The following is a 26,568-nucleotide window of genomic DNA, read 5'->3' on the forward strand; positions in this document are numbered from 1 at the left end:
TCTGGGGTCTGCGAGAACCCGAGAGCCACCTCTTCCTCGGCATGCTCCTCGTCCGCACCACCCCTCTTCGCCGGTGAAAGGAACCACCGTGACCTCACCAGAGCCCGCCCGCGCCCGCATCAGCGTCATCGGCGCCGGGCCCGGCGGCCTGACCTGCGCCCGCATCCTCCAGCAGCGCGGCATAGCGGTCACCGTCTACGACCGCGACTCGGGCCCCGAAGCGCGCAACCAGGGCGGCACCCTCGATCTGCACGCGGACAACGGCCAGATCGCCCTGCGCGAAGCCGGTCTGCTCGACGCGTTCTTCACGCTGGCCCGCCCGGAAGGGCAGGAAATGCGGAAGATGGACGCGACCGGCACGGTGACGTTCCATCACGTCCCCGAGGCCGACGAACTGTTCAAGCCGGAAATCGACCGCGGCCAGCTGCGCACCCTGCTGCTCGACTCCCTGCTTCCGGGAACCGTGCACTGGGGCCGCGCCCTCGATGGGGTCGGCGGGCCCGCCGACGGTCCGCGGCAGCTGTCCTTCGCCGACGGCACGACCATCGAGACCGACCTGGTCATCGGCGCCGACGGCGCCTCATCCCGGGTGCGCCCGGCCGTGTCCCCGGCCGTCCCCGAGTACACCGGGGTGAGCTTCCTCGAGGCATGGTTCTCCGACGTCGAGAACCGGCATCCCTCCCTCGCCGAGCTGGTCGGCCCGGGCAGCGCCGGCGCGGCCGACGGCGACCGTGGCCTGTTCGCCCAGCGCAACAGCGGAGACCACATCCGCGTCTACGTCATCCGGCGAACCCCGGTCGACTGGCTCGCCAGGAGCGGCCTGACCGCCGACGACACCGACGGCATCCGCGCCCTGCTCCTCGACGAGTACGCCCACTGGTCGCCCCGCATGCGCCAGATGATCACCACCAACGACGGCCCCTACGTCGACCGCCCGCTCTTCGCCCTCCCGGTCCCGCACACCTGGGAACACAACCCGACGGTGACCCTGCTGGGCGACGCCGCCCACCTCATGCCCCCGCTCGGCGTCGGCGTCAACCTCGCCATGCTCGACGCGAGCGAACTCGCCCTCGCCCTCGCGGACGCGGCCACCGTCGATGACGCCATCCGCGTCTACGAGAAGACCATGCTCCCCCGCTCCATCGAGATGGCCAAGGCCCTCGAAGGCGGCGCCGAACACCTGCTGTCCGCCGACGTACCCGAGCATTTCTGAGCACAACGGCGGAACGCCCCGGTCGTCGCGGATCAGACGGGCCCGGCCGTCGTGCCCCGGATGACGAGGTGTGGGGCGACCACCGCCTCCCCGGTGGGTGTCCGCTCGCCCTCCAGGCGGGCGATGGCCCGGCCGACCGCGAGTTCCGCGAGGCGGGGGATGTCCTGGCCGACCGTGGTGAGGTTGATATGGGCCAGACGCGCCAGATGGCTGTCGTCGAAGCCGATGACGGAGACCTCGCCGGGAACGGAGATCCGGGCGCGGAGGAAGGTGTCCAGGACACCGGTGGCGGAGCGGTCGTTGAACGCGAGGACGGCCGTGGGCAGGGGAGTGGCGTCGAGGAGGGCGTGGGCGCCCGTGGCGCCGTCCTCCTCGGTGAGGCCGCCGGGCAGGACGCGGATGTGGTCGGCGAGGCCATGGCGGTTCATGGCGGTGCGGTAGCCACGGCGCCGGTCGGCGGCGCCGGGTGCCCGGCCGCCGTCGATATGGGCGATGTCGTGGTGGCCGAGGGCCACCAGGTGGTCCACGGCCTGGCGGGCGCCCTCGTCATCGGCGGTCCGCACCACCTCCACGCCCGGGGCGGTGCCGCGCAGCCGGCGAGCCACGGAGACGACCGGGAGCTGTCCGGCGAGTTCGGCGAGCCGCGCGGCCGGGGCCTGCGGGCCGAGCAGGATCAGGGCCTCGCAGCGGTCGGCGAGCAGGGTGTCGGTCGCCCGCTGCTCGCCACGGCCCGCGGCCACGGCGCTCAGCGCGATCTGGTACCCGGCGGGCTCGGCCACCGCGTAGATGCCCTCCAGCAGATCGGAGTGGAAGGGGTGCTGGAGGCCGAACTGCACCCCGAGGAGATGGGACCGGTGGCTGCGCAGCAGCCGGGCCCGGGCGTCCGGCCGGTATCCGATCTCCTGTGCCGCCTCGAGGACCCGCTCGCGGGTGGCGGCGCCGGCGCCCTTGGCGTCCCGCATCACGATGGAGACCAGTGCCGTGGACACACCCGCCCGCGCCGCCACGTCCGCGAGGGTGGGGCGCTTCCCATGGGGGACGGCCGGCGTCGGTGGCACCACTGGTCTCCCTGGTCGAGGTGTCGTCTTCGGGCGGGGCGGGCGGGGTTTCGCCTTCCGGGCGACGATCGTAGCCCAGGGCGCGATGCGCGGCGCCGGCTTCTATAACGTTCTAGTGATGCGGCCGTCGGACCTTGACAGGAGTGGCCGGTGGCTGGCGTACTGCTGCTCGTTCTCTAGAACGTTCTAGTAGCTGGAACGTTCTAGTTGATGCCGGGGTCGTCGTAGAGAGGGCGAGCAGTGATGTACACGTTGGCGGTCTGCGCCGAGATGGTCTTCCGGGATCTGCCGGTCCAGGAACGGGCGCGGCGCATCCACGACGCCGGCTTCCAGGTCGAGATCTGGGACTGGAGCCGGCACGATCTGGCCGCACTGGAGCGGACCGGCGCGGTGTTCTCCTCGATGACCGGCTACCTCCGCGGCAGCCTGACGGACGAGGACGGGGCGGCCGAACTCCTGCGCACCGCCGAGGAGTCGGTCGACGTGGCCGAACGGCTCGGCTGTCCCCGGCTGAATCTGCACGGCACCGGGCTGGACGGCGACGGCCTGCCGGTGGCGCCGGTGGCGGGCCCGGCCACCGGCCCGATGTGGATCGCCGCCCAGCGCACCCTCACCCGCCTCGCCGAGCTGGGCGAGCGCACCGGGGTCACCTTCACCCTGGAGAACCTCAACACCGCCGTCGACCACCCGGGCGTGCCGTTCGCGACGGCCGCCGACACCCTGGCGCTGGTCGAGGCCGTGGACCGGCCGGGCCTGCGGATGAATCTGGACCTGTACCACGCGCAGATCGGCGAGGGAAACCTGATCGAGCTGGTCCGCCGGGCCCACGGCCGGGGCCTGATCGGCGAGATCCAGGTGGCCGACGTACCGGGCCGCCGCGAGCCGGGGACGGGGGAGATCAACTACCCGGCCCTCGCCCGAACCCTCGTCGACCTCGGCTACGAGGGCACCGTGGCCATGGAGGCATGGGCCTCCGGTGACAGCGACCTCGCCCTGGAGCGCTTCCGCTCCGCCTTCACCCCCTGACGGCGCGGCCGCGACACCGTACCGGCCGGACCGCGCCCCTTCTCGCCTACGGAACTACGGAACCACGGAACCTACGGAGCATCCGCATGACCACGCGACACCCCCTCCCCGTCGGTCTCATCGGCGCCGGCCGCATGGGCTCCTTCCACGCCGAGACCCTCGCCCACCGACTCCCCGGCGCCCGCCTCGCGGCCGTCGCCGACCCGGCCCCGGGCGCCGCCCGGGGGCTCGCCGACCGGCTGGGCGGCGCCACGGCGTACACCGGGATAGCCGAGCTGCTCGCCGACCCCGGGATCGAGGCGGTGGTCATCGCCACCCCGGCCCGCACCCACGCCGGGCTGGTCGAGGCCGCGGCCCGGGCGGGCAAGGCCGTCTACTGCGAGAAGCCCATGGCCGTCACCCTCGATGAGGCGGACCGCGCCATCGCGGCCGCGGCCGACGCCGGCGTCCCCCTCCAGGTGGGCTTCAACCGCCGCTACGACACCGGCTTCCACGCCGCCCACGAGAAGATCCGCGCAGGCGCCATCGGCACCCCGCAGCTGCTGCGTTCGCTCACCCGCGACCCCCAGCTGGCCGACCCGGGCCGCGTCCCGCCGTGGACGATCTTCCTGGAGACCCTCATCCACGACTTCGACACCCTGCGCTACCTCAACCCCGGCGCCGCGCCGGTCGAGGTCTTCGCGTTCGCCGACGCCCTGGTCCGCCCCGACTTCAAGGACCGCGGACTGCTCGACACCGCCGTGGTCACCATCCGTTTCGACAACGGCGCCCTGGCCACCGCCGAGGCGAACTTCCAGGCGGTGTACGGATACGACGTCCGCGGTGAGGTCTTCGGCTCGGCCGGCATGCTCACCATGGGCGACATCCGCCGCAGCCATCTGACCGCCTACGGCCCGGACGGCATCGCCGCCGCATGCGTCACCTATGACCAGGATCTCTTCCACGACGCCTACGTCGCCGAACTCGCCGACTTCACCGAGTGTGTGCGCACCGGACGCGCCCCCTCCGTCACCGGACAGGACGCCCGCGCCGCTCTGTCCGTCGCGCTCGCGGCCATCCAGTCGGTCACCACCAACGGACCCGTCCGGGTCGGCGACACCGTGGCGTAGGCCCTCACACCGACTCGGCGGGCTTCCGGTAGACCACGACATACCCGCCCTCCGCGGTGAAGGGCGCCCGCGACCAGCCGTCCCAGCGCCCTTCCAGCCGGAGGCCCGCCAGCCGCGCCATCAGGTCCAGCTCGGTGGGCCATGCGTAGCGGAACACCATGGGGTACAGCTTCGTCCCGCCCTCGGTGATGGCGACGTACTGCCGGTTGACCGTCTGCGTCACCCGGTCGAACTTCGAGACCCGCAGGACCACTTGGTCGAGTGCCACATGAAGGGCGTCGCTGGCCTGCGGCTGGATCAGCCGGTGCGGATCGGGGACGAACACCTGGAGGACGAAGGCGCCACCGGGGGCCAGCCGCGCGGCCACGTTCCGGAAGCAACGGATCTGGGTCTCCTGGTCGCGCAGCAGGAAGAACGTGTGCTGGACGGCGTAGACGAGGTCGAAGGTCCCGTCGACGGCGACCTCCGCGAAGTCGCCCTCGACGGCCCGCACCTGTGCGCTGCCCGGCTTGTCGGCCATCTGCCGGAGCATGACAGGGGAGGCGTCGATGCCGGTGACCCGCACCCCCCGCTCCGCCAGCGGCAGGGCGACCCGCCCGGTGCCCACCCCGAGCTCCAGCGCGTGGCCGGGCTTGGCCACGTCCACGAGGAACCCCACCGCCGCGTCCTCGTCCTTCGCGGCCGGCCAGCCGATGGCGTCGTGGTCGGTCATGTGGTCGCCGTAGGTCGACGATTCGTATCCCTGCACGTGCGCACTCCTCTGGCTAGGCGACTCGGCGCGGGCCCAGCAGGCCCTTGGCGGCGAACGGAACGAGAACGAGGGTGAGTGCCGCGGAGAGCAGCAGTCCGCCGCGCGCACCGAGCGCGCTCACCAGCGGGCCGCTGAGCGGCAGGCCGATCGGGGCCGCCAGCGTCGAGCCGGTGGTCCAGAGCGTGATCACCGGCTGCTGCTCATGGGGCGGGAGCTCCGACTGCACGAAGGTGTAGGCGATGGGGGTGAACGGGGCGTAGATGAGTCCGCCCAGGGCGAAGGCACACATCGCGACCGGCCCGGAGGGGGCCAGGGCGAGCAGCACCACCGAACCGCCCCACAGCGCGATGACCGCCACCAGGACGGCCTGCTGGTGCAGTTTCCGCAGGAACCCGGTGAGCGCCCCGCCGAGCAGTGCCCCGGCGCCGAAGGCGGTCCAGATGATGCCCAGCGTGTTTCCGTCCCCGTGGAGATCTCCGTTGACCAGCACCGGAAGCGCCACTTCCACCGGCATATAGGACAGATTGAAGAAGAAGACCACGAAGAACAGGCGGGCGGCCACCGGACGCAGCCGCAGGATCCGCCACCCGGACTCGGTCGACCGCTCCGCCCGGGGCGCTCTCGGCTGTGGCGGCACGACGAGCGCGACGGCCCCGAACAGCAGGAGGAAGCTGAGCGCTTCGAGGAGGACGGCCACGTCCGCTCCGAACGCGACCGTGACCGCGCCGCCGACCGCCGGGCCCACGACGTAGAGCGCCAGGCTGTTGGCGAAGCCCAGCAGTCCGTTGACGGTGAAGAGTTCGTCCTTCCCGGCCATACCGGTGGCGACCAGACGCCGGCTGCTGGACGCCGTCTGATGCAGGACGGAGCCGAGGAGCAGCGCCACCACCAGGAACCCGATGTCGATCCGGTCGGCCATGGCGGCGAGGCCCACCACCGTGAACAGGACGGTGCGCAGCGCGCTGTCGGTGATGACCACGGCCCGGGTGGGCAGTCGCAGCCGTCCCAGGCCGATGCTGAGGGCGAGGACGGTCGAGAGCACATACGGCGCGGTCATCACCAGACCGACCGCCACGGGTGCGGAGAGCTGCCCGTGGTGGCGTATGGCCAGCAGCGGCAGGGCGATCAGCAGGATGCCATCACCCACGCTGGAGATCACATAGCCGGCGAGCAGTACGGCCAGGCGAGGGTTGCCCGTCAGCACCTGGCGGTAGGTCCGGTGGCCGGCGGCCCCGTCCGCCGTCTCGTCCGTGGTGTCGGTGCTCATGGGCGGTCCGTTTCCGCTGCGCGGGGCGGGCGGAAGGACAGGTCCGCGATCCACAGGGTGTCGGGCACCAGCAGGGCCCAGCGGGTGCCCCGGGCGGACGGGTCGTCGCGCAGGCTGAACCGGGCGTCCCACAGCTCCTCCCGCTCGCCCAGGTACCGGGTGAGCTTGCGGCGGCCCCGGTCGGTGTCGAAGTCCACCACCCGGCCGTGGCCACGGGCGATGACCTGGTGAACGGTGCCGGTCGCGAGGTCGCACGAGTCCACCACGAGTTCGAAGACCGGGGAGTGGTCCAGTCGCTCCTCCAGCCGGGCCCAGGGGCCCGTGAGCACCCAGAAGGCGTGGTCCTCCCACAGGAACCACACGGGCCGCACCCGTGGGCCCTCGGTGGCCAGCCGGGCCACCAGGGGCCGGGCCAGGAACGCGGCCACGTCGAACGGGGCCTTGTCGAGTCCCGGGAAGGTTCCGTCGTCGTCCCTGGTGAGCTTCATGAGCGGGGTCCCTGCCGCAGCGTTCGCCACGCCCGTTCCAGCCGGGCGACACCTTCGACGATGTCCTCGGCACGGGTGCAGGAGAAGGACAGCCGGAGGGTGGACGGGTCGGGCCCGGTCGCGTAGAAATCGGTCCCCGGTACGAAGGAGACACCTTCCTCGACCGCGGCGGCCAGCAGTGCGGTGGCGTCGGCGCCCTCCGGAAGCCTCGCCCAGACGAAGAAGCCACCGCGGGGCACCTCGAACTCCAAGGCCCCCTCGAAGGAGCCGGCCAAGGCGCTCACCAGTGCGTCGCGGCGCTTGCGATAGAGATGACGGGCGCGCTCCAGCCGGGTGGCCAGAAAGCCGGGCTCCTGGACGAGCTCATGCACCACCTGCTGCATCAGAAGCGAATTCCCCAGGTCGGCAGCCTGTTTGAACTTCATCAGCACATCGGTGAGAAACGGCGGGACGACCAGATGGCCCAAGCGGGCCGCGGGGAAGAGCACCTTGGAGAAGGTACCCATCCGTACGGCGCCGGCCACGGTATAGGCCGCCGCGGCCGGCGGGGGCGCGACGGTGTCGTAGCCGAGATCCCGGTAGGGGTCGTCCTCGACGAGGACGCAGCCGTACCGCTGGGCGAGGGCGGCCAGGCGCCGCCGGTGCGCGGTGTCCAGGGTGGCGCCCGTCGGATTGGCGAAGGTGGGGACCACATAGATGATTTTGGCCCGTTCCTCGGCCGACAGCGCCGCTTCGAGCCGGTCGAGACCCTCGTCCGACCCCAGGGGAAGGTCCACCACCCGGGCCTGGAAGAGACGGAAGACCTGCAGCGCTCCCACATAGCTGGGCCGGTCCACGAAGACCACGTCCCCGGGATCGAGCAGCGCCTTGCACAGCAGGTCGAGGCCCTGTTGTGAGCCATGGGTGAGAAGCACCTGCCCCGCGTCGACCGGACGGCCGAGCTCGGCGGACTCCCGGGCCGCGATCCACGACCGGAGCTCGGGCAGCCCGCTCGCGTCGCCGTACCGCAGCGGCAGGCCGCCCTGGCTCAGCAGGCGGGTGGTGGCGTCCGTGAACTCCTGGTGGCAGTAGGTCTCCGGCGCGGGGCTGCCGGCCGCCAGAGCGATCACATCGTGGCCGTCGGTCAGCCGGAGCACGGCGCCGACGGCGGAGTCCGCGAGCTGGTCCGTACGGCTCGCCAGAGCCGGAAGCCCACTGGGCGCGTCCGTGAAGGTCACCGGGGCTCCTCCCCGCCGTCGCCCGCGGCCGTACAGATCCGGCGCGGGGTCCGCTGACGGAAGATGAGGGTGTAGGGGACGTCGATGCCGTGCCGTTCCAGCAGGGACTGCCGCACCCGGGCGACGCCCATGGAGTCCCCGCCCAGGCCGAAGAAGTCGTCGTGGGCGCCGATGTCCGCGCGGCCGAGGACTTCCCGGAAGACGTCGATGACCCGCTGCTCGGTCTCGTCCCGCGCGGTGGCCGGACGACCGCGGAACACGATGTCCGCAGTGGGTTCCGGGAGCCGGCCGCGGTCCACCTTCCCGCTGGACAGCAGCGGCAGGGCGGGGAGGCGCACCAGGACGCCGGGCACCATCTGAGGGGGCAGCCGCCGGGCGACCGCGTCGATCACCTCATCGGGGGCCGGCTCGTCGTCCGTGACCAGATACCCCACCAGCCGTGGCCGCTCCCCGTCGTGGACACGGATCGTGGCCGCGGCCCCGGTGACCCCGGGCGAGGCGAGCAGCGCGGCCTCGACGGCCGCGAGGTCGACGCGGACACCGCCGACCTTCGGGTCGTCGTTGAGCCGGCGGACGAATTCCACCCGCCCCTTCTCATCGACGCGCACCAGATCACCGGTGCGGTACAGACGCCGCCCGCCGCCGTCGAACGGATCGGGTACGAAGCGGCGTGCGGTCTGTTCCGGGTCGCCGAGGTAGCCGCGGGCCAGCCCGACACCGCCGATGAACAGCTCCCCGACCTCCCCGTCGGGCACCGGGTCCAGTGCGTCGTCGAGCACATGGACGCGGGTACCGCGGATCGGACGGCCCACGGACGGGAGGCGACCGGTGGCCCCTTCGGACGGGCCGAGCCGGGCCGCGAGGCGGACGCTGGACGCCTCGGTGACACCGTAGGAGTTGACGACCTCGAAGGGCAGCCCGCGGGGCCAGACCCGCAGCTGCTCACCGCCCGTCACCAGCAGGCGCAGCGGGCAGTCGGCCGGCCAGGGGACGCCGAAGAGCCCTTCCGCGAGCCCGGTCACCACGATGCTCCAGGTCACCCCCTGGTCCAGCAGCCAGTCACGGAGCGCCCCCGGCTCGCGGACGGCGCCCTCCTCGGAGACGGCGATGGCGGCGCCCGCGGTCAGCGGAGTCCACAACTCCCACCGCGAGATGGCGAATCCGGGGGAGGCCAGCCAGCCGCTGCGGTCCTCGGGGCGGATCGAGAAGGCGTCATGGGACCACAGCGCCTCGTTCACGATGCCCGCGTGGGTGAGGGCCACCGCCTTGGGGCGGCCGGTCGAGCCCGAGGTGAAGTAGACGCAGGCGACGGCGCCGTCCTCGCCCTCCGGAGCCGGCGGCAGACCGGCCAGTGGCTGGTCCACGGGGGGACCCGGGACCTCGCTGATGGTCAGCCCCGGCCCCACCGTCAGCCGCACCCCGGCGATCCCCAGCATGTCCGCGATCCGGGCCGGGGGCAGATCCGTCGCCAGTGGTACATAGACGCCACCGGCCTTCCACACGGCGAGCGCGGCGATCACGTGCTCGGCGGAGCGTGGCACGCCGACCCCGATGGTCATGTCGCCGGCCGCGCCCCGTGCCACCAGGGCCCGGGCCAAGTCCTCCGCACGCCGGTCGAGTTGGCGGTGGCTGAGAACGGTGTCGCCCTCGATCAGCGCCGGCCGGTCCGGCCACCGCAGCGCGGCGTCGCGCACCAGGTCGTGGGTGCGGGCCGGACGGCCGTGTCCGGGTGGGTCAGCGGCCGCTGTCATGCCACACCTCCCCGATCCGCGTCTGGGGGTCCTTGAGCATGTGTTCCAGGTTCCGGCAGTGGCGGTCGACATAACGCTGTGCGCTGCTCGGGGTGAAGACCGCGCGGTTGTACGTCATCTGGCCCTCCAGCCCGGTCGGGCCGGCGTAGAGGGTGGGCACCACGTTCTGGCCGTAGACATGGGCGTACCGGTCGCCGTCCAGCTCGATGGAATAGCAGGTCTCCCTGGTGAACGCGAAGGGACGGACCTCGGCGTCGCCGATGCGCTCCGGCGGCCCCAGGTCGGCGTTGAGGACGCTGCCGCGCACCCACACGTGGTACAGCGCCCGCGCCGGCCAGGGCCGTCTGGCCGTGAAGTCCGGGTCGATCGCGTCGGCGATGCGCAGATACGGCACCTGGTTGTCGTAGGCGTCGAGCGCGGTGTCCCTGACGTGTTCCAGCAGCTCGCCGAAGGTGTGCTCGGGGCGCACCTCGATCGGCAGCAGCACCAGATCGGCGAAGTGCCCGACCGTATGCGGATCCGGTTTGAGCTCCAGACGGGTCAGCGACGATCCGACCACGACACGCCGCGCCCCGCAGAGGTCCGCGAGGGCGGCCGCATAGGCCGCGACATGGATCAGATAGGGGGTGACGCCCGCCCGGCCGCGGAGCCCGGCGAGGGACTCCGGATCGGCCTCGACGCGGAACGGCGTCGTCTCCCGCAGGAAGACCGGCGGTGGGGCCGCGGGGTAGTCGGTGCGGACGTCGAGCGGGGCGGGCAGCGGGCTGAGCACCCGGCGCCAGTGGTCCAGACGCCGGTCGGCGTCCGCGGGCGGCCGGACGGCCCGCCGCACGAAGTCGCGGTACTGCTCCTGCCGTGCCGGAGCGGCGATCCCCTCGTACGCCTCGGCCAGATGCCGGACGACCAGCTGCACCGAGGGGGCGTCCAGCACCAGATGGGCGGCGGACAGCACCAGCACATGCTCCGTTGGGGTGCGGCGCACCAGCGTCGCCCGCCACAGCGGGCCCCGGACGTAGTCGAAGAGGCGGTGCTCCTCGGCGCCGGCCACCAGCTCGCAGTAGGTGTCGTGATCCTCCGGTGGCACGCCGGAGAGATCCACCAGGGCGAGGAGGGGCGGGTGCGGGTCCTCCGCGTCCTGGACATGGGTGCGGGGTGCGGTGCCCAGGTCGCTGAGCGTGGTGCGCAGCGCCTCGTGCCGTCGGCGGACATCGGCCAGCGCCCGTTCGAGCCGCCCGGTGTCCAGGGGGCCGTGCAACGTGAACGCCAGACAGACATTGGTCCTGGTCATCGCCGCGTCGTCCGGGTTCATGAAGCGCATGCTCTCCCAGATCCACTCCTGCTGCGGACTGAGCGGAACCGGATCGCCGGACGCGGTCATTCGCCCTCCATGAGCTCGGGCAGCACGCGCTCCCCGAGCAGCCGCACCGCCCGCATGGCCTCGGTGTGCGAGACGGACCCGAACCGCAGCTGCAGGCTCAGTTCGGCACCGGGGTAGAGCTTGCCGATGCGGCGGAGGGTGGCGGCGGTCTCGGCCACCCCGCCCACGATGATGTTGTCCGCGGCCATCAGACCGGCCACCGTGGTCGTGCGAGCCGCCTGCTCCATGCGCTCATAGCCCCGGTACTGGTCCGAGGTGATGCCGCGCCAACTCCCGTAGGCCTCGAGCTGTTTGGTCCGATACGCGGCGTAGTGCTCCTCGGCTCGCGCCACCGCCTCGTCCTGGCTCTCCGCCACATAGCAGTGGTAGCTGACATGCAGTCGGAAGTCGGGGGAGTGGCCGTGCTCGATCCGGGTGGCGCGGTACAGATCGAGAAGCCCGGTGAGCTTCTCATGGCTGGCCACCACCGGGATGATCATGAGGTGGTAGCCCTTGGACGCGGCCCAGGTGAAGGTCTCCGGAGAGGTGGTGGCGGCGATGAACACCGGTGGCCGCGGCAGCTGCGCGGGACGGGGCAGCATCGCGGGCAGCGGGCCGAAGCGGTGGAAGCGGCCCTCCCAGCGGAAGCCCTCGTCCGTCCACAGCCGCTCGACGGCCTCGACGTTCTCCTCCAGCAGCGCCCGGCTGTCGGCCATGTCCACCCCGAACGCCTCGAACTCCGAGGGCAGGAACGCCCGGCCGAACCCGGCGTCGAGGCGGCCGTGGGAGAGGTTGTCGAGGACCGACAGCGAGGCGGCCAGCTTGATGGGGTGGGTGAAGGCTGGGGTGACCGCCCCGGTCACCAGCCGTACGCGGGTGGTCCGCCGGGCGATGGCCGACAGCAGCGCCACCGGGTCCGGGCTGTATCCGCCCCACTCGTGGAAGTGGTGCTCGACCAGCTTCACATGGCTGAAGGAGAGCCGGTCGGCCAGCTCGCTGAGCTCGATGATCTCGTCGTAGAACCGCTCGGCCGGCATCTCGCCGGGGCCCACGGTGGGCAGGAAGTTGAGCCCGACCTTCATGGTGTCACTTCCCGCGCCGGCAGGTCGTCTCGTACAGATTCCGGTACTGCCGGTCGGCGAATTCGAGCTTGGCCAGCGCGCGTCCGGTCTCCAGGGCCGTCTCGTGCGGGATCAGCCGCGGAGTGCCGACGGCCTCGGCCATCAGCTGGGAGGCGGCGGCCCGTTCCATCACGATGAACAGCCAGATTGCCTCGCCCAGGGAACGGCCCCCGGTCAGGAAGCCATGATTCTGCATGATCACGGCAGTGCCGTCGCCCATGGCCTCGATGACCTCCTTGCCCTCCTGGCGCGCGTTGACCAGACCGGTGAACCGGTCGTACAGGCCGTGCCGCCGGTAGAGGACGCAGGCGTCCTGAGTGATCGGATCGAGCAGCCGGCCCAGCGACGACCAGGTCTTGCCGTACATCGCGTGGGCATGGGCGAAGGCCACCAGGTCCGGCCGGTTGCGGTGCAGTTCACCATGGAGCGGGTCCACCGAGGGATTGAGCTCGCCCGAGCCCTCCAGGACGGTGCCCTGCGCCCCGACGAGGAGCAGATCGTCGACCCTCACATGGTGGAAGTCCAGACCGAAGGGATTGACCCAGTAGGCGTCCGGGTCCTCCGGGTCGCGCACGCTCACATGGCCCGCGATGCCCTCGCTGTAGCCCAGCTCCGCGAGCAGATGGATGCCCTCCACCAGAGACTGCCGCAGAACATCGCGCTCGCCTCGGTCCGGCATGGTGCAACCTCACTTTCCAGAAGCGTCGTATACGCAGCGAAAGCCGACTTCGTTGTGCCGGTCGGTGAGCAGGTCCTTGCCCCGGTAGAAGGTCGACAGGCAGACCGGAGGCGAGGTCCACGTCCCACCGCGCAGCACATGGAAAGCCTCGGGGCGGTTCATGAATTCCTGCCCCGAACGCCCCTTGAAGAAGGGGGCCATATCGGCCCGGGTGAAGAAATTGGTGCGGGTGAGCTCCCAGACGTTCCCCGCCATGTTGAGGACGCCGTAGGGGCTCGCGCCGCCCGGATGGGAGTCGGCCGCCGCCACCGGGCGATCGGGCCAGGAGACGGTGGTGGTGACGAGCAGCTCCTCCAGTTCCGCGAGATTCCGGATGTCGTCGCGGCCGTATGCCGTGAAGACGCTTTGTGCCTTGTCATTGCTCCATTCGTCGCCCCATGGGTAGATCCGGCCGTCGGTTCCGCGGGCGGCCTTCTCCCATTCGTTCTCCGAGGGCAGTCTGCCTCCGGCCCAGCGGGCGAACGCGTAGGCGTCGTACCAGTCGACCCCGACCACCGGGAAGCCCGGCCCGTTGAACCGGGGATCGTGCCAATGCGCCGGGGTGTAGTCCTTGCCGTCGGGCTCATCGGGGTGGGCGAACTCCCTGGAGCCACCCACCGCGTCCAGGAATTCCGCGTACCGCGCGTTGGTCACCGTGGTCCGGTCGATGTAATACGCGGGAAGTTCCTCGACGCGCAGCGGATTGTCGGTGTTGTCCATCTGGAAGGGGCCGATGTCGTTCACCCGGGCCCCGGCGATGAACGGCCCGGCCGGAATCAGCACCGCATCGCGCAGGTCCGGTTCGCGTCTGGCGGAGTCCACCGTGGCCCGCAGCCGGGCGAAGTGGCGGTCCTCCAGTTCGCGGAGCTCGTCCGGATCGGTGGAGTCGAAGAAGTCGAGCAGCGCGCGCTTGGTGAAGGCGGCACCGCAGCCCACGGGTTTGCGGGCGTAGGCGGGCTTGGTGAAGTTGCTGGGCCAGCCGGAGATGCGGATCATATGGGCCACCGCCTCCGGGACCCGGTGCTCGCCGGCGACCTTGATGGCGGTGAAGGCCACCCAGTCGACGTCGTCGTGGATCGCCTCGCTGATCGCCGCCCGTGCCTCGGGGGCGTCGACGAACCGGGCGGCGAGGGTTTCCACGGCGAGGCGCCTGACGTTCCAGTCCCGGTGTCCGACCGCCCACTCGGCCAGTTCCTTCAGCGAGAGGTCGCCGTCGGCGGCATCGGTCAGCGCCTTATCTATCCGCTGGATCCGGTCACGATACTCCTGGCCCTGAAGGGAGTTTATCGATTCCTCGTTCAAGAGTCCGTGCAGCATTGTCCCACCCACCCTCGTACACACTGCCCCGACGGGGTGCCGGGCGAATACGGAGATCCGCCCGGCGCCCTTTACCTATCGGTTGCGACGATTACCACTTCGTCGCGGCCTCGCCCGCCTCGCGGGAAGCCAGGAAGTCCTCGGCTGTCATCCTCAGTCACCTCCATTCGCTCGCCGGTCGGAGTTTTCCAAGCCACGCGCACAGCGTGGCCACTCATGGGCGCCCGAGGGCGCGGTGACGAGAAGGTCTCCCGTTTCAAGGATTCCTGAGAGAGATGCGTACCGGCCGTGATCGCACCGAGCCGGGATCTTGTCACTGGCAGGCGCTGTGGGTCAGCAGCGCACCATGCTCATCTGCATCTTCGGAAGCGTCCGAAGGGGGCGGACGCCCAGGAAATCAGTGCCACTACACTTCCTCCGTTGCGTGACGTCCAGCATCCGCTCAGGGAGTCGCATGTACACCTCACGGCACTATAGGCATCCGTCACCTCTGCCACAACGGATGCGAGCCAAAAAGCTTTTAGGCTTTATGTAATCTTGGTGTGCAAGCTGAATTGAGTATTCCACTCCGGTTGTGTTTCGATCTTCGCATCACCCGTCTCCCGGGGGCGCTGGTCTCCCGAGGAGGCGGCCGTCTCCCGAGGGGACGGGGCCCGGGTGGTGCCCGCCATGCGGCCCACCACCGTCACGCTCTAGGATCGGTCGGTGACCGCCGTGAAACAGCAGACCACCAGGGAACAAGCGGCACCGGGGCGGAAGCGCCCGGACGGTGCCGGCCGGAGCGCCACCGTCAAGGACGTGGCGACGCTCGCCGGGGTCTCCCCGAAGACCGTGTCGAATGTGATCAACGGCTTTGTGCATGTGTCCCCGGCGACCCGGGAGCGGGTCCAGCGGGCCATCCGGGAACTCGGCTACCGGCCCAACCGGGTGGCCCGCAACCTCCGCCGCGGCAGCACCGGCATGATCGGGCTGGTCCTGCCCGAGCTGGACGTCCCGTACTTCGCCGAGCTGGGACGGCACTTCCTCACCACGGCAGAGGAGCACGGCCGCACCCTGCTGATCGAGCAGACCCTCGGTGACCGCGAGCGGGAGGCGGCGGTGATCCACGGCCTGGGCGACCAGGTGGTGGACGGCATGGTGGTGAGCCCGCTCGCGCTGCACGGCAGCGAGCTGGCGAACCACCTCGGCACGGTGCCGCTCGTGCTCATCGGCGAACGCCCCAGCGGCGGCCTCGCCGACCATGTGGTGATCGACAACGTGGCCGCCGCGCAGCAGGCCGTGAGCCACCTGGTGGCCGGCGGGCGCCGCCGGATCGCCGCCATCGGGGTGCAGCCCGAGCCGTACATCGGCACACCGCTGCTGCGCAGGACCGGCTACCGCCAGGCGCTGGAGGAGGCCGGTCTGCCACTGGACGCCCGGCTGGAGCGGGAGACCCCCCGCTACCACCTGGCCGAGGGCGCCCGGGCGATGGCGGCGCTGCTCGACCAGGCCGAACCGCCGGACGCCGTGTTCTGCTTCAACGACGCGCTCGCCCTCGGCGCACTGCGCACCCTGTACGAGCGCGGACTACGGGTGCCGGACGACATGGCCGTGATGGGCTTCGACGACATCGAGGCCGCGCGGTACAGCACCCCGAGCCTGAGCAGCGTGGCACCGGACAAGACCGCCATCGCCCGGCACGCCATCGATCTGCTGCTGGAGCGGATCGAGGCACCGGACCGCCCGGCCCGGGAAGTCGTCGTCGGACATACCCTCCACGCCCGCGAGTCCACCGAGGGCGGTGTCGCCCGGAGCTCTCACTGACCTCCCAGCCCCGTGGTGGCCACCGACCTGACGATCTGACGCTGGAACAGCATGAAGACGATCAGCAGCGGGATGGAGCCGAGGATCGAGGCGGCCGACTCCTGGGCGTTCCGCAGCCCCGTGGAGTCCTTCACGGTCGACAGCCCCACCGGGAGTGTCATCAGCTGCGGATCGCTGGTGCTGATGAACGGCCAGAGGAAGTTGTTCCAGGTGTTGATGAAGACGAATATCGCCACGGCCGCCAGGATCGGCCGGGACAGCGGCAGCACCACACTCCAGAACACCCGGAAGCTGCCCGCCCCATCGATCCGGGCCGCCTCCTCCAGCTCACGCGGAATGCCGTCGAAGAACTTCTTCAGGATGAACACCATCGCGGGCGCCACCACCTGCGGCAGGATCACCGCCGCGTAGGTGTCGACGAGGTTCATCGCGAGCATCTGCCGGAAGAGCGGCACGATCAGGATCTGCGGCGGCACCATGATCGAGGCGATGGTGACGGCGAAGAGCACCCGGCGGCCGCGGAAGAGCGTACGCGAGAAGGCATACGCCGCCATCGCCGAGATGGTCACGGTGATCGCCGTGACGCACACGGCGATCACGACGCTGTTCACCGCCCACACCGGGAGATTGCCCTGATCGAGGATGGTCCGGTAGGCGTCGAGGGTGAAGCCCGCCTTGGGGATCCAGTCGGCGCCCGACGCGCTCGCGTCGACCTCCGTCTTGAACGAGGTGTCCACGCCCCAGCCGAACGGCACCAGCCAGATCACCGTCATCAGTGCCAGCGCCAGCAGCGTCAGCACACGGGGGAGGGGGCCCGTCCCGAGGGTGGGGTGCCAGGCGTGGCCGCCGTAGCGACGCCGCCGGACCACTTCCCGGGGCATGGTCGAGCGGGGCTTTCCGGGGGTACGGGGGGAGAGTGTCTCGGTGGTCATGGCGCGATCAGTCCTCCCTGCGCGAGAAGATCTTCAGCTGGGCGAGCGAGAGGATGATGATGATCCCGAAGAACACGTACGACACCGCCGAGGCATAGCCGAGCCGGTAGTTGGTGAAGCCGGTGTCGTAGATGTACTCCAGGATCGGCCGGGTGGCCCCGTTGGGGCCGCCTTTGGTCAGCAGATAGATCTGGTCGAACACCTTCAGCGACGCCATCACCTGCAACACCGCGATCAGTGCGGTGGTCCGGCGCAGCTGGGGGAGGGTGACCGACCACAGCCGGCGCCACGCACCGGCGCCGTCGAGCGCGGCCGCCTCGTAGAGGTGGTCGGGGATCGCCTGCAACGCGGCCAGGTAGAGCAGGAAGTTGAATCCCACCGTCCACCACAGGGTCACCAGCCCGATGGACCACATCGCGTACTTCTCGTCCGTCAGCCAGGCGATCCCGTCCATCCCGAACGTCTGGAGCACGCTGTTGAGCATCCCCCGGTCCGGCTGGAAGAGCATGCTCCAGATCTGGTAGACCACCGCCACCGGCAGCAGATGCGACGCGAAGAAGGCGAGCCGCCACAGCCACTGCCCCGGCATCCCCGTGTACACCAGCAGGGCCATCACCAGGGCGACGATCACGAGGGGGACGGTGGTCAGGACGGTGAACCAGACCGTGTTGCCGAGGGTCTGCCACACCTGGCTGTCGCCGAACGCCTCGGTGTAGTTGTCCAGGCCGACGAAGACGCCGTCACCGTGGCCGGTCAGGCTGGCGTCGGTGAAGCTCATCCACAGGCCGATGCCGATCGGCACGAGGAGGAAGAGCGTGAAGAACACCAGGAAGGGGGTGGCGAAGAGCCACCCGGCGCCGCCCGGGGACCGTCGCCGGCCGGTGGCAGCGGCCCATCGGGATCCGGCGCGCCGGGATCCGGCCGCGGCCTGCCGCGCGGAGGTGGAGACGGAAGCCATCACATCGCTCCTTTCTGCGATTCCGTCGCGATCAGGCCGGATTCGGCTGAGCCATCAGGGTGTTGATCTGGGAAACCATCGTGCGCACCGCACTCGCCGCGGACGACGAGCCGCCGAGCGCGGGATCGAGCGCCTGGCACATCCGCGTCTGGAAGTCCGAGCCGGAGCCCGCGAACCACACCGGCGGGTCGAGCACGAGCTGCTTCGCGGCGGCCGCGTACTCGGACTGCGGACGCAACTTGGCGTAGCCCGCGGACGAGACGGCCGGTGTGTACGCGGGGATATGACCCGCCGACGCCCACGTCAGCCCGGATTTGACCAGCTCGGCCACGAACTGGTGGGTGCGCCGCCGGTGCTCCGGATCCGGGTTGTCCTGGTGCGGCAGCACCAGGGCATGGCTGTCGGAGGCCCCGGCCGGACGGTCGTAGAAGGTGGGGATGGGCGAGCCGCCCAGCCTGTCCTTCAGGGCCGTCTTGTAGGTGGCCATGTCCCACTCGCCCGAGAAGATCATCGGGGAACGGCCGTTGGCGAAGGCGGCGATCGCCGTCTGGACGTCCATGGTGCGGCTGTCGCGTGCCAGGTCGGCCATGAAGCGCACCACCTCGACGGCGGTGTCCTCGTCGATCTCGGCGCGCTCGCCCGTGAGATCGAAGGTGGCACCGGTCTGGCTGAACAGCGTCCAGAACATCCGCCAGCCCATCGCCGCGTCGTTCGCATGGCCGAAGACGGGTCCCAGCTTGCCGGTGTCCTTGCGGAGCTTGTCCATCAGCTCCAGGGAGTGCTTCGGCGATTCGAAGGGCACGAGCCCGCCGTCGCCCGTGAGCAGGCCCGCCTTGTCCATGACGTCCCGGTCGAAGAAGACGACGAAGGGGTGGGTGTCCAGCGGAATGGCGTACGGGGTGCCCTGGTACAGACTCCGCTTCACCAGCGTCTTGTTGAGGTCGTCCTGCTTCAGGCCGAACTCGGCCAGCAGATCCGTGTCCCAGGGGTCGAGCAGACCGCCGGGGGCGTAGCCCGCCAGGCGGGTCAGGTGCATGATGGCCACATCCGGCGACCGGCCGCCGGCCGAGGCCATCGCCAGCTTGGTGTAGTACGGCGGGCCCCAGTCCAGCACCGTCGTCCTGACCTTGAGATCCGGGACGCGCTTCTCCACGTTCCGGGTCATGGTCTTCATCAGTTCGCCGTCGGGGCCGGTGAACAGGGTCCAGTACTGGATCTCGTCGGCGCTCGCCACGCTCCCGGCGATCGAACCGCAGCCGCTGAGCGCGGACGCCGACACGGCGGCGCCCGCCCCGTACAGCGCGCCTCTCAGCAGACCACGCCGTGACAGACCGCTCATCGCCCCTCCTCACCGGCCGGGCGCTCGAAGGCGGCGGGCCGCTGCTGGGCCGCGCGCACCCGCGCCACGTCGAGCTTGCTGCTCCGGTCGAAGCGGTAGACGCCGTTCTGCTCCTGGAAGACATCGGTGAGCTGGGTGTAGCAGTAGCCGAACATCAGGGGGTCGTCGAGCAGCGCCGCGGTCAGCCCCGCGAAGCGCGTGTGGAACTCCTCCTCGGTCCGCGGCCGCTCCCCGTAGCCCCAGGACACCTCGCGGTCGTCACCGGCCGCGGCCTCCGCCTCCTCCGGGTTCCACCAGATGCCGCCGAACTCGCTGCAGAAGTAGGGCTGGCCGCGGTACGGCAGCGACCACACCGCGTCGGTGTCCCGCTTGCCGGGGTTTCCCCGGTTGTCGGGGTTGAGGAACGGCTCGTCCTTGTCCAGCCCCGCCATCTGGCGGCGGAACGCCTCAGGGTCCTGTTCATAGCTGTGCGAGTCGTACACGTCGGTCTCGGCCACGCGGTGGGAGTAGCCCGAGGCGTCCAGGACCGGACGGGAGGTGTCCGCGGCCTTCGTGGCCAGGAACATGCCCCGGGTGACATCGTCCAGGACGCTCTGCCGGTCGTGGAGTTCCTGGTGTGTCTCGTTCAGCGGGCACCAGCCCACGATCGACGGATGGGAGTAGTCCCGCTCCACGGCCTCCAGCCACTGCGCGATGAATCCGGCGGTGGGCTGCTGGTTGTCCCGGGTGGTGCGCCCGGTGCCGGCTCCCCAGTCGCCGAACTCGCCCCAGACGAGATAGCCGAGCCGGTCCGCGTGGTGCAGGAACCGCTCCTCGAACACCTTCTGGTGCAGCCGCGCCCCGTTGAACCCGGCGGCCAGCGACAGCTCGATGTCCCGGACGAGGGCGGCGTCGTCGGGCGCGGTCATCAGCCCGTCGGGGTACCAGCCCTGGTCCAGGACCAGCCGCTGGAAGACGGGGCGCCCGTTGAGCAGCAGCCGCTTGCCGTCGATGGCCACCGACCGCAGCCCGGCGGTGCACTCGGCGCGGTCCACGATCTCGCCGTCGGCGTCCAGCAACTCGAACCGCACCCGGTACAGATGGGGGTCCTCCGGCGACCACGGCCGGCGCCGGTCCTCGGGCAGCGCGAGCACCATACGGGGTGCCATGTCGAGGTCGGCGCGCACCGTCGCCTCGGCCACCGTCTCGCCGTCCGCGTCGCTCACCCGGGCCGTGATCCGGTGGCCGGGCCGGTTGGCGCTGATGGGCAGTTCGAGGTGGAAGGCCCCGGACGCGAGGTCGGGGGTGATCCGGGGCCTGCGCAGATGGACCTCGGACACCGGCTCCATCCAGACCGTCTGCCAGATGCCGGTGGTGCGGGTGTAGTGGCAGTCGCTGTTGGCGTACTCGGTGGCCTGCTTGCCGCGCGCCTGAGGGCCGTGCCGGGCGTCCCGGGCCCGTACCACGATCACCACCTCAGCGTCTTCGCCGGCCGGGCCCGCCACCTCGCCGAGGTCGGCGGTGAAGGAGGTGAAGCCGCCGCTGTGCCGGGCCACTTCGCGGCCGTCGGCCCAGACGGTGGCGTCATGGTCGACGGCTCCGAAGTGCAGCAGCACCCGCCGGCCGGCCCAGTGCGCCGGGATCCGGACCGTGCGCCGGTACCAGACCGCGGGGTGGAAGTCGGTGTCACCGATCCCCGACAGCTCTGACTCGGGGCAGAACGGGACCAGGATCCGCCCGTCCAGCTCCTGGTGCACCAGACCGCGTTCGAGTCCACTGTCACCGGGGTCGAACGCGAACTGCCAGGTGCCGTTGAGATTGAGCCAGTTCTCACGGACGAAGGTGGGACGGGGATATTCGGGCCGTGGAACGGCGTTCGACACATCGGGCGAGAGGGTGTCGGTGTGAGCCATGGGGTCTCCGGGACAGGGCGGGGATTCGGCCGGGCAGGGGTATGCCATCACCCGTTTACATCGTTGTAAAGATCCCGCGCACCATCTTTTACCGCGACCTCGGGCGGCCGCCGGTGGGCGTGGCTAGATCTCGCCCTTCTTCACCTTGTACAGCTCGAGGTCAGTGTTGGCGAAAAGGTGTACATAGCCGCAGTTCCAGCAGATCAGTCCGGTGGCCGATTCGTTGGCCCAGCCGAACTTGAACAGCTCCATGCCGGTGCTGTTGAGCTTCACCTCGCGGTCCCGGAAGAGGTCGCCCTTGCAGAACACACATGTGATCCACACGTCCCCGATCGCCGCACGGACAGGCTTGGCCACGCTCGCTCACCTTCTCCGGCCGCCGAAGCGGCCCCCGTCGCGTATGAACAAAGTGATCAGCATAGGACGGGGGCTCGCTCGGAAGGTCAGCGGCGGTAGGTGCGCACGTAGTCGAAGCGCGCGACCGCGCCCGCGGTGTTCTGCGCGACCAGACCGATCCTGAGCTTGTTCACGCCCGGCAGGGTCCAGACGCCGGTGTGGACCCAGTGCACACCGTCCGTGCTGGTGGCGGCGTGCGCCTCGGTCTCCTCCCGCGCGCTGTCGGCGTGGTACGACAGCCGCATCCACAGCGTGTCCGCGGGCGGGCCGCCGAACATCGGCCCGTAGGCCACCAGGGTCGGCGGTGTGGTGGTGGGACGCTCGCCCTCCTTCGCGAACTCCGTGACGTGCGTGGCCCTTCCGTCGGTGTGGCTCACCGGGAGCACCGCGTGCACCAGCTTCAGATAGCGGTCGTCGTTCCCGTAGAGCACCAGCCCGGCCTGCTGATTGGCCCGCCCCGGAGCGAAGCGGAGCCGCGTCTCCACGGTGTAGTCGCCCGGCGGAGCGTCGCGGGTCAGCACCGACGCCGTATTGGTGCCGAGATAGAGCTCGCCGCCCTGAGTCGGCCAGGACAGGGCGCCATCGGCCATCGTGACCCCGGACGCCGGTCCGCGCACCCATGACCACGGCGAATCCGCGGTGGTGCCGGGGACGGTGGCGGTGTCGAACTCGTCGCTGTAGGCGGGCAGCGGCGGGCCCGGCACATGTTCCGGGACGCGGGTGGTGACCGGTGTGTGGAGCGCCGCGGCCCCGACGTTGTCGGCGGCCACTCCGGAGCCACGGGCGGCGACGCCGACCTTGCCGGGGCGGACCGCCGTCGCGGGCAGCGTCCGCTCCTGCGTGGCCACCGCGTCCCGCAGCCGGTCCGCGCTCACCTCCACGGTCATCCGGGTGCCGCGGATCTCGGCCGCCACGTTGTGCCAGGTGTCCCAGGCGAAGTCCGCCGGGAGCGGGGTCGTACGGGCGCCGCGGCTCCGGCCGCCGACCCGTACGTCCGTCACCAGCGCGTTGCGCGCCCTGTCCAGCCATGCCACCACGGCGTCGTGCGGACCGGTGTAGCCGACCAGCAGCCCGGCCGCGCCGGTGGCCGAGGTGACCCGAAGGTCGGCCTCGGCGCGCCGGGCCGCCGGGGCGGAGCGGTCCGAGACCAGAGCGGCGGGGCCGGTGGGATTCCCGCGCGGTGTGACGAAGCCCTGGGCGTCCTGCTCGTGTCCGACGCGCCAGCCGTCGGCGCCGGAGCCGCCACCGTCGTGCCACCCCTTCAGGGAGCCGTCGTTGAAGGTGCCGCCCGCGGCCCAGGAGGCCACCGGGGCCCGCTGCGCGCCCTGGGAGGGGCCGGCCCCGGCCCGTACGACCGGCCAGCCGTCGATCCAGTCCAGCCGGTCCATGAGCATCGGCCGCTTGGACAGCTTCAGCGTGCCGCCCGCGGCCGGTTCGAGGTCCGGGTCGTCGGAGGAGATGGCGTGGTAGACGAGCCAGTCCTGGCCGGAGAGATCGGTCTGCAGGGCGTTGTGCCCGGGGCCGATCCAGCCGTTGCCGTTCGCGGTCAGCGCCACGCCGCCCTTGCTGGTGGCGGCCGTCAGCGGATCGCCCTCGTCGTCCACGAAGGGCCCGGTCGGGCTGGTCGCCCGGCCGACCTTGACCTGATAGCCGCTGTAGGCGCCGTCGCAGCAACCGGCGTCGGAGTAGAAGAGGTAGTAGTGGCCACCGCGCCGGACGACGAAACCGCCCTCCATCCGGCGGCCCTGCGCCACTTCGGTCACCGCGCCCTCGATACGGGTGCGGGCGGCGTTCATCTTCGCCACGCAGATCGTGTCGTAGCTCCCCCAGTACAGATAGGGCTGCCCGCCCTCGTCCGTGAACTGGGCCTGGTCGATGTTGCCCGTGGCGCAGCCGCTCGGCGCGGGCAGCACGGCTCCCTGGTCGGTCCAGGGTCCGGTGGGGGTGGGCGCGGTGGCCACTCCGACGGTGTTCTCCGAGGACACCGAGTAGTACAGGTTGTAGTGGCCGTTCACATAGCGGATGTCGGGGGCCCACAGCCGGGCGCCCTTGTGCCAGGCGGGTTTGGTCTCGGGGGTGAAGACCTCTCCGGCGTACTCCCAGTGCGCCATATCGGCCGAGCGGAGGATGGGCAGCATCCGCTCACCGTCCTCACCCTTGCTCTGGAACACCGGGTTCTGGGTGCCGTACGCGTACCACAGCCCGTCCTTGCCCCGGATCATCACCGGGTCGGGGAAGGTGTCGACCACTCCGGCCGTCAGGGGGTTGTGGTACGTCGGGGCCTCGCGGGCCGTCGTGGTGTCCTCCGTCGCCGGGCGCGCGGCGGCCGTCGCCTGGGCCGCGGGCAGCAGCCCGGCCAGCAGCGCGCACAGCAGCGTGGCGACGAGGGTGCCGGGACTTCGTCTCATCTACGCGGTCCCTTCCGGCTCGAAGGAGCTCAGGCTCGGGTCGTGGTCGAGGTCCCCGATGTCGAACATCGGGGTCATCCAGTGGTAGAAGTTGTCGCCGCGCTCGCGCAGCAGGTCGTACAGGCGGCGCATCAGGCGGCGGCGCACGGGCAGCAGCTCGGGGTGCTCATAGCGGTTGGTCAGCTCATCGGGGTCGGTGTCCAGGTCGTAGAGCTCGTTGACCGACTCGGGATTGACGATGAGCTTGTGGCGCTCGTCGCGGATCATCCGCTGCGGATACGGGAAGTGGTGGCCGTGGAACTCGGCGAGCAACTCGGCCGGCCACCGCGGATGTTCGCCCCGCACCAGGGGCACCAGGCTTCGGCTGTCCACGGCCGGTGAGGTGTCGCAGCCCGCGAGGTCCAGGATGGTGGCCGTGCAGTCGGTGAGGCTGACGAACTCCTCGCGGACCTGCGGGGCCGCCCCGGGGACGCGGATGATGCCGGGGATGCGATAGATGTCCTCGTACATCGCCGGGCCCTTGTCGTGCAGCCGGTGGGCGCCGGTGAACTCGCCGTGGTCGGCGGTGAAGAACACCGAGGTGTCATCGGCCAGCCCGAGCTCCTCCAGGCGGGTGAGGATGCGCCCGATCTGCTCGTCGATGAGTGTGACGTAGCCCCAGTAGACCGCGATCAGCTTGCGGGTCACCTCGATCGGGATGGTGTCGAAGGTCCAGTGGGCGCTGTAGTTGCGCTGCACCGGTGGCTTTCCCTCGAAGGTCTCGGCGATCGAGGCGGGCAGGTCCACCAGGTCGGGGTCGTAGCGGTCGAAGTACGCGTCGGGCAGCAGATACGGCAGATGCGGTCCGAAGAAGTGGGTGGCCAGGAAGAACGGCCGCCCGTCCGCGGCGTAGCGCTCCAGCTGCTCGATGGCGCGGGTGGCCAGATAGTGCTCGAAGGTGGCCTCCACCGGCTGGTGCAGCCGCGCCGCCAGCAGATTGCCCGGATTGCCGTTGGGCGTGGTGCCGCGGATCGGATCGGATATCCGGTACGGCGGCAGGCCCCGCTCCTTCAGGTATGCCGCGTAGTCCGGATGGTCCACGGGGTTGTGCCAGCCGGGCAGATCGGGCCCGTCGAAGCCGTACGAGGCGGCGTTGCGGTGGGTGCCCACATGCCACTTGCCGACCAGGCCGAGCTGGTAGTCACGCTCGGCCAGGGCGGTGGGGAAGGTGAACGCGTCCTCGCGCAGATCCTCCAGATAGCCGACGTTGCGCTCGTAGTTGGCCAGCAGCCGGTGGCGGAACGGCGCCTGGCCGGTGAGCAGACTGGCGCGGGCCGGGGTGCAGATGGCGGTGGGGGTGTAGAAGCGGTCGAAGCGGGTGCCGGTCGCCGCCAGCCGGTCCAGGTTGGGCGTGGCCACATGCGGATTGCCGTAACAGCCGAGGGTGTCGACGCGGTGCTGATCGGTCATCAGGAACAGCAGGTTCATCGGGCGGCCGCCTTCGTGTAGAGGTCACCGGCGTAGAACGAGGACGGGTCGGGCGACTTCTTCAACTGCCCGGTCCGGACGAAGAACCGGCTCATGCCGTCCAGCCACTTGTCGACGGTGCCGTCCTTGGTTCTGGCGACGAGCTCGGCGGTCGTCATCGTCTTCACATGCTCCGCGTCGGCCGCGACCTTCGCCTCATCGGCCTTGAGCAGTTTCGCCGCCAGCGCGATGGACTCCTTCTGGTGCGCGGCCCGCCAGTCGTTGGCCTCCTGCAGGACCTTCACGACCTTCTGATCGCGCTCCGGCTTTCCCTTGGCGGCGGAGACGAAGGCGGTGGGGAAGGAGGAGCCGGGGATGTCCTCGGTACTCGCCACCTCCTTCATCCCCGGCACCTTCTCCTTGATGGTGTCGATGAGGGGGTACCAGATCCCGGCGCCGTCGATCTGCCCGGAGGCGAACGCGGAGACGACGGTGGGCGCGTCCATCACCACCTTCGAGATGTCCTTCATGGTCATCCCGGCCTGTTGGAGCGCGAGATTGAGCGCCATCTCACCGGATGTGCCCTCGGGGACACCGACCTTCTTTCCCCTCAGTTCCCGGATCGAGGCGATACCGGGCCGGGCGATGACGCGGTCGGCGTAGGTGAGCGTATTGACCGCCACGATGGTGGCCTTGCCGGAGGCGGGCAGCCACAGGGCGCCCGGACCGATGTAGCCGTAGTCCAGATTGCCGGTGCGCAGGGCCTGGATCTGGACCGGGCCGTTGACGAACACCTTGGGCTCGACGGTCAGGCCGTGTTTCTTCCACAGGCCGCGGTCCTCGGCGATGGCCAGCAGGCTCGCGCCGTTGTAGTCGGCGATATAGCCGAACCTGACCGCGGAGCCGCCGCCCTTGCCGGAGGACGAACACGCGGCCACCGACAGTGCCGCACCGGTCGCGGAGAGTGTGCGTATGAAGTCGCGTCGGCTCATCCTCATCTC

Annotated in this window: 22 protein-coding genes; 4 read left to right on the forward strand and 18 right to left on the reverse strand. The window is 70.5% G+C overall.

Annotation, left to right across the window (positions count from 1 at the left end; translation table 11 throughout):
- Positions 1-88: 88 nt before the first annotated feature.
- Complete coding sequence (locus J8403_RS39795; protein ID WP_211127415.1) at positions 89-1,213, forward strand: FAD-dependent oxidoreductase; 1,125 nt, start codon at positions 89-91, stop codon at positions 1,211-1,213.
- Between the two features lie 32 nt (positions 1,214-1,245).
- Here J8403_RS39795 and J8403_RS39800 read toward each other — a convergent pair whose 3' ends face one another.
- Positions 1,246-2,271, reverse strand: a complete 1,026-nt coding sequence (locus J8403_RS39800) for a LacI family DNA-binding transcriptional regulator (RefSeq protein ID WP_211127416.1) — start codon at positions 2,269-2,271, stop codon at positions 1,246-1,248.
- Positions 2,272-2,514: 243 nt separating this feature from the next.
- Here J8403_RS39800 and J8403_RS39805 point away from each other — a divergent pair, with 243 nt between their 5' ends.
- Together J8403_RS39805 and J8403_RS39810 are read left to right on the forward strand one after the other, a co-directional pair.
- A complete protein-coding gene (locus J8403_RS39805) occupies positions 2,515-3,297 on the forward strand; it encodes a TIM barrel protein (protein ID WP_211127417.1) in 783 nt (260 codons plus the stop codon).
- Positions 3,298-3,383: 86 nt separating this feature from the next.
- Complete coding sequence (locus tag J8403_RS39810) at positions 3,384-4,406, forward strand: Gfo/Idh/MocA family oxidoreductase (RefSeq protein WP_211127418.1); 1,023 nt, start codon at positions 3,384-3,386, stop codon at positions 4,404-4,406.
- Positions 4,407-4,410: 4 nt separating this feature from the next.
- On the opposite strand, the gene J8403_RS39815 is transcribed toward J8403_RS39810, so the two are convergent.
- From J8403_RS39815 to J8403_RS39855, 9 genes are read right to left on the reverse strand one after another with little or no spacing between them, the layout of a single operon-like run.
- Positions 4,411-5,154, reverse strand: coding sequence for a class I SAM-dependent methyltransferase (locus tag J8403_RS39815; protein WP_211127419.1), 744 nt, complete (start codon positions 5,152-5,154; stop codon positions 4,411-4,413).
- Between the two features lie 16 nt (positions 5,155-5,170).
- Positions 5,171-6,424, reverse strand: a complete 1,254-nt coding sequence (locus J8403_RS39820) for an MFS transporter (RefSeq protein WP_211127420.1) — start codon at positions 6,422-6,424, stop codon at positions 5,171-5,173.
- On the reverse strand, positions 6,421-6,912 hold the full coding sequence (locus tag J8403_RS39825) for a pyridoxamine 5'-phosphate oxidase family protein (RefSeq protein WP_211127421.1): 492 nt from the start codon (positions 6,910-6,912) through the stop codon (positions 6,421-6,423). The genes J8403_RS39820 and J8403_RS39825 overlap by 4 nt, the downstream gene beginning before the upstream one ends.
- Positions 6,909-8,129, reverse strand: a complete 1,221-nt coding sequence (locus J8403_RS39830) for an aminotransferase-like domain-containing protein (RefSeq protein WP_211127422.1) — start codon at positions 8,127-8,129, stop codon at positions 6,909-6,911. Before J8403_RS39830 ends, J8403_RS39825 begins: the two co-directional genes overlap by 4 nt.
- A complete protein-coding gene (locus tag J8403_RS39835) occupies positions 8,126-9,880 on the reverse strand; it encodes a non-ribosomal peptide synthetase (protein ID WP_211127423.1) in 1,755 nt (584 codons plus the stop codon). Before J8403_RS39835 ends, J8403_RS39830 begins: the two co-directional genes overlap by 4 nt.
- Positions 9,864-11,258: a condensation domain-containing protein gene (locus tag J8403_RS39840; RefSeq protein ID WP_211127424.1), complete on the reverse strand. Its 1,395-nt coding sequence runs from the start codon at positions 11,256-11,258 to the stop codon at positions 9,864-9,866. The genes J8403_RS39835 and J8403_RS39840 overlap by 17 nt, the downstream gene beginning before the upstream one ends.
- Entirely contained in the window at positions 11,255-12,319 is a 1,065-nt protein-coding gene (locus J8403_RS39845; RefSeq protein ID WP_211127425.1) for an LLM class flavin-dependent oxidoreductase, read from the reverse strand. The genes J8403_RS39840 and J8403_RS39845 overlap by 4 nt, the downstream gene beginning before the upstream one ends.
- Positions 12,320-12,323: 4 nt before the next feature.
- Positions 12,324-13,037, reverse strand: coding sequence for a class II aldolase/adducin family protein (locus J8403_RS39850; protein ID WP_093469389.1), 714 nt, complete (start codon positions 13,035-13,037; stop codon positions 12,324-12,326).
- 9 nt (positions 13,038-13,046) lie between these two features.
- Positions 13,047-14,393 carry an SUMF1/EgtB/PvdO family nonheme iron enzyme gene (locus J8403_RS39855; RefSeq protein ID WP_211127426.1) on the reverse strand — a complete coding sequence of 449 codons (1,347 nt, stop codon included), beginning with the start codon at positions 14,391-14,393 and terminating at the stop codon, positions 13,047-13,049.
- A 705-nt stretch (positions 14,394-15,098) separates the two neighbouring features.
- Here J8403_RS39855 and J8403_RS39860 point away from each other — a divergent pair.
- Positions 15,099-16,196 (forward strand): LacI family DNA-binding transcriptional regulator, encoded by a 1,098-nt coding sequence (locus J8403_RS39860; RefSeq protein ID WP_211127427.1) that lies wholly within the window; start codon positions 15,099-15,101, stop codon positions 16,194-16,196.
- Here J8403_RS39860 and J8403_RS39865 read toward each other — a convergent pair.
- The 8 genes from J8403_RS39865 to J8403_RS39900 form a co-directional block, all read right to left on the reverse strand.
- On the reverse strand, positions 16,190-17,077 hold the full coding sequence (locus J8403_RS39865) for a carbohydrate ABC transporter permease (RefSeq protein ID WP_374212149.1): 888 nt from the start codon (positions 17,075-17,077) through the stop codon (positions 16,190-16,192). The genes J8403_RS39860 and J8403_RS39865 overlap by 7 nt on opposite strands.
- A gap of 58 nt (positions 17,078-17,135) precedes the next feature.
- Positions 17,136-18,086 carry a carbohydrate ABC transporter permease gene (locus J8403_RS39870; RefSeq protein ID WP_211127429.1) on the reverse strand — a complete coding sequence of 317 codons (951 nt, stop codon included), beginning with the start codon at positions 18,084-18,086 and terminating at the stop codon, positions 17,136-17,138.
- Between the two features lie 31 nt (positions 18,087-18,117).
- Positions 18,118-19,425, reverse strand: coding sequence for an extracellular solute-binding protein (locus tag J8403_RS39875; RefSeq protein ID WP_211127430.1), 1,308 nt, complete (start codon positions 19,423-19,425; stop codon positions 18,118-18,120).
- Complete coding sequence (locus J8403_RS39880; RefSeq protein ID WP_211127431.1) at positions 19,422-21,317, reverse strand: glycoside hydrolase family 2 protein; 1,896 nt, start codon at positions 21,315-21,317, stop codon at positions 19,422-19,424. Before J8403_RS39880 ends, J8403_RS39875 begins: the two co-directional genes overlap by 4 nt.
- A 123-nt stretch (positions 21,318-21,440) precedes the next feature.
- The gene (locus tag J8403_RS39885) at positions 21,441-21,674 is read right to left on the reverse strand and encodes a hypothetical protein (RefSeq protein WP_211127432.1); all 234 of its coding nucleotides are present in this window, start codon (positions 21,672-21,674) and stop codon (positions 21,441-21,443) included.
- An 86-nt stretch (positions 21,675-21,760) separates the two neighbouring features.
- Entirely contained in the window at positions 21,761-24,121 is a 2,361-nt protein-coding gene (locus tag J8403_RS39890; protein WP_211127433.1) for a glycoside hydrolase family 43 protein, read from the reverse strand.
- Positions 24,122-25,588 (reverse strand): sulfatase family protein, encoded by a 1,467-nt coding sequence (locus J8403_RS39895; protein WP_211127434.1) that lies wholly within the window; start codon positions 25,586-25,588, stop codon positions 24,122-24,124.
- Entirely contained in the window at positions 25,585-26,565 is a 981-nt protein-coding gene (locus tag J8403_RS39900; RefSeq protein ID WP_211127435.1) for an aliphatic sulfonate ABC transporter substrate-binding protein, read from the reverse strand. The genes J8403_RS39895 and J8403_RS39900 overlap by 4 nt, the downstream gene beginning before the upstream one ends.
- Positions 26,566-26,568 lie beyond the last annotated feature (3 nt).

Source organism: Streptomyces yatensis (assembly GCF_018069625.1).
Taxonomy (GTDB): domain Bacteria; phylum Actinomycetota; class Actinomycetes; order Streptomycetales; family Streptomycetaceae; genus Streptomyces; species Streptomyces yatensis.